At 72.5% G+C, this 3,212-nt stretch carries 3 protein-coding genes; all 3 read left to right on the plus strand.

Annotated elements, in window-relative coordinates:
- On the plus strand, positions 1-1,683 hold a 1,683-nt coding region (locus tag AC08OP_RS22265; RefSeq protein ID WP_476615959.1), incomplete at its 5' end, for an ABC transporter substrate-binding protein.
- Positions 1,684-1,940: 257 nt separating this feature from the next.
- A complete protein-coding gene (locus AC08OP_RS22270; protein WP_011436081.1) occupies positions 1,941-2,276 on the plus strand; it encodes an RNA polymerase-binding protein RbpA in 336 nt (111 codons plus the stop codon).
- Between the two features lie 87 nt (positions 2,277-2,363).
- Positions 2,364-3,212, plus strand: an 849-nt coding sequence (locus AC08OP_RS22275) for a serine/threonine-protein kinase (RefSeq protein WP_476615960.1), incomplete at its 3' end; no start/stop codon positions are given.

The raw sequence follows: 3,212 nt of genomic DNA on the forward strand, positions 1-3,212 counted from the left end.
CGTGCGCTCGCCGCCAGTCCCACCCCGGCGGCGACCGCCACGCCCCCTCCGCCCGACAAGCCGGGCGGCACGCTGCGGATCGTCACCCAGTGGATGCCCAGTGGCGATCCCGGCTGGGCCGACCAGCCCGGCGAGCGGGCGGTCAGCCGGCTCGTGACCCGCCAGCTGTTCAGCTATCCCTCCGACGAGGACACGACGAAGTCGACCATCCCGCGGCCGGACCTCGCCGTCGGCGCGCCGGTCGTCACCGAGAACGGGCTGGTCTACACGGTGCGGCTGCGTCCCGCGGCGCGCTGGGACACCCCCAACCAGCGCCGGATCACTGCCAACGACGTCGCCCGCGGCATCAAGCGACTGTGCACGCCCCCGAACCCGTCACCGCTGCGCGGCTACTTCACGGCGACCATCGTCGGATTCCGGGAGTTCTGTGCCCAGCTGGTGGCGATCCCGGTTGCCGACGCCGCGGCCTTCGTCGAGAGCAGCACCGTGGAGGGCATCGAGATCGTCGGCGACGACACGCTCGCGTTCCATCTACTGGCCCCGGTGAACGACTTCGTGGACGTGCTGGCGCTACCGGCGGCCTCCCCGGTGCCGCTGGAGGCCCTGGCCTACCCGCCGGACTCGCCGGAGTACCTGCACAACCTGGTGTCGGCCGGGCCGTACCGGTTCACGGTCGCTCCCGGCGAGGGGTACCGGCTGTCGCGCAGCCCATCCTGGAGCGCATCCTCGGACGGGATCCGCCGCGCCCTGCCCGACCATATAACGATCTTCGACGGCCTGAGTCCGGAGGCCATGCAGCAGGAGCTGGAGAGCGGCGACGCGGACATGTCGCTCGACGGGAAGATCCCCGACAGCCGGGCCGTGGAGCTCGCCAGGGCGAATGACCCCCGTCTCGTAGTCGACGGGGTCGGGGTCACCCTGGCGCTCACCGTCGGATTCAACGGGCCCTCCGCGGCCGCGCTGCGTGAGCTGCCGGTCCGCCGGGCGCTGCCCTACTGCATTGACCGGGTGAGCCTCGCGGCGGCGCTCGGCGGCCCCGAGTTCGCCGCTGCCGCCACCGGGTTGCTGCAGGAGACGATGACCGGCTACACCGACGCGGATCCCTTCCCGAGCCCGGCGGGACTCGGCGACGCGGCCCGTTGCCGGGAGGCGCTGAGCCACACCCCCGGCGGGCCCGTCACGGCGCTGTCCCTGCTCACCACGGACAGCGCCACCGACGTGGCGGCCGCTGAGGCATTGCGGACCGCCTTCGCCCGTTCCGGCATCCGCCTCGACATCCGGATCCGGACCGGCGAGCGCTACCGTGCGGCCGCCGTCCACCCCACCGGGCAGTTCTGGGACCTGGCGCTCACCACCATCGCCCCGGACTGGTACGGCGACGCGGGCCGCACCGTCTTCCAGCCATTGCTGGACGAGACGTGGGCCGGCCCCAGGCCGGCCGACGGCGGCTACCGGGATCCGGGCGCCCTGCATCTGCTCGCCACGGCGCTGCGGGCCACCAGCGAGGCGACCGCCGCGAGCGACTGGGCCGACCTGGAGCACACGCTGGTCGAGCAGGTCGCGGTAATCCCGCTGGCCGTCGTGCACACCCCGCAGTTCCACAGCACGAACGTCACCGCGTTCACGATCGTGCCGTCGGTCGGCACCGCCGATCCGACCGCGGTCTCGCTGGGGTCCGGATGACACCCGACCTGAACACGCTCCTCCCGCCGAGGGTAACGCCAGGGGTAACCAGGCGGGGGTGGTCGGTGCATCCATGTGTGGCTCTCGCGGCCTACACTCCCCCCAGGACGTACCCGGAGGAACACCCGGGGAAAAGTGCCGGGAACGTCAGGTTTACGAAACCGGGTACGAGATTCCGCGGCACTCGAGGCCGCGGAATCGGCAGGCACGGTTTCCGTGCTACCACCCATGGGACGAGACGAAGGAGCACGCGGGCCGTGGCAGGTGGCAACGCCATCCGGGGGAGCCGGGTCGGGGCAGGACCGATGGGAGAGGCGGAACGGGGCGAGACCGCGCCCCGGCAACGTATCTCCTTCTGGTGCGCCAACGCGCACGAGACGAGACCGTCGTTCGCCGCGGACGCGGCGATCCCCGACACGTGGGATTGTCCGAGCTGTGGTTTTCCGGCGGGACGGGATCGGGACAACACCCCCGCCCCGCCGCGCACCGAGCCGTACAAGACCCATCTCGCCTACGTGCGGGAACGACGGAACGAGAAGGACGGCGAGGCGATCCTCGCCGAGGCGCTCGCCAAGCTTCGGGGCGCCTCCTAGCCCGGGGCCGGGCCCGTTCCCGGCAGCGGCCGACGGTCGCCGCCGGGAACGGGCTGCCGCCGTTGCGCCGCCGCCGAGGATGCCCCTGTGACTGTGGATGATGTCGGCATCGGCCGGCTCGTCGCCGGGCGGTACCGGCTCGTCGAACGGATTGGCTCCGGTGGGATGGGCACCGTGTGGCGGGCCCACGACGATGTGCTCCGGGTCGAGGTGGCGATCAAGGAGATCCGGGTCTCCGCCGACCTCGACGACGACGAGCGTGCCGCCGGAGTGGAGACGGCGATGCGTGAGGCCCGCAACGCCGCCCGGCTGCGGGGGAACCCGCACGTGGTCACCGTCCATGACGCCGTGGAACACGACGGCCTGCCGTGGATCGTGATGGAGCTGGTCTGGGCCGGCACACTCGCCACGACGGTCAACCGGGACGGTCCCCTGCCGCCCGAGCGTGCCATCCAGGTCGGGCTCGCGGTCCTCGACGCCTTGGTCGCGGGCCAGCAGATGGGCGTGCTGCACCGGGACGTCAAACCATCGAACATCCTGCTGGCCGACGACGGCCGGGTGCTGCTGACCGACTTCGGCATCGCCACCCACGCCGCCGACCCGACCCTCACCGGCGGCGTCGGCAGCGGCGGGACGCCCGCCTACATGGCGCCCGAGCGCCTCCTCGGCGGCCCCGCGACCCTGGCCGGCGACCTGTTCGCCCTCGGCGCCACCCTCTACTTTGCCGTCGAGGGGGTCTCACCGTTCCAGCGTGACACGCTGCTCACCACTATCGGCGCCGTGTTGCACGCCGATCCGCCACCCTGCCTCCGGGGCGGCAGGCTGTCGGCAGCGATCGCCGGGCTGCTGGCCAAGAACCCGGCGAGCCGGCTGCGCGCGGAGGGAGCGCAGGCGTTGCTGACCTGGGCCGCGTCCCACCCGGCCGATTCCGCCCCG

The sequence above is a fragment of the Frankia sp. CeRuru1 genome (assembly GCF_977966315.1).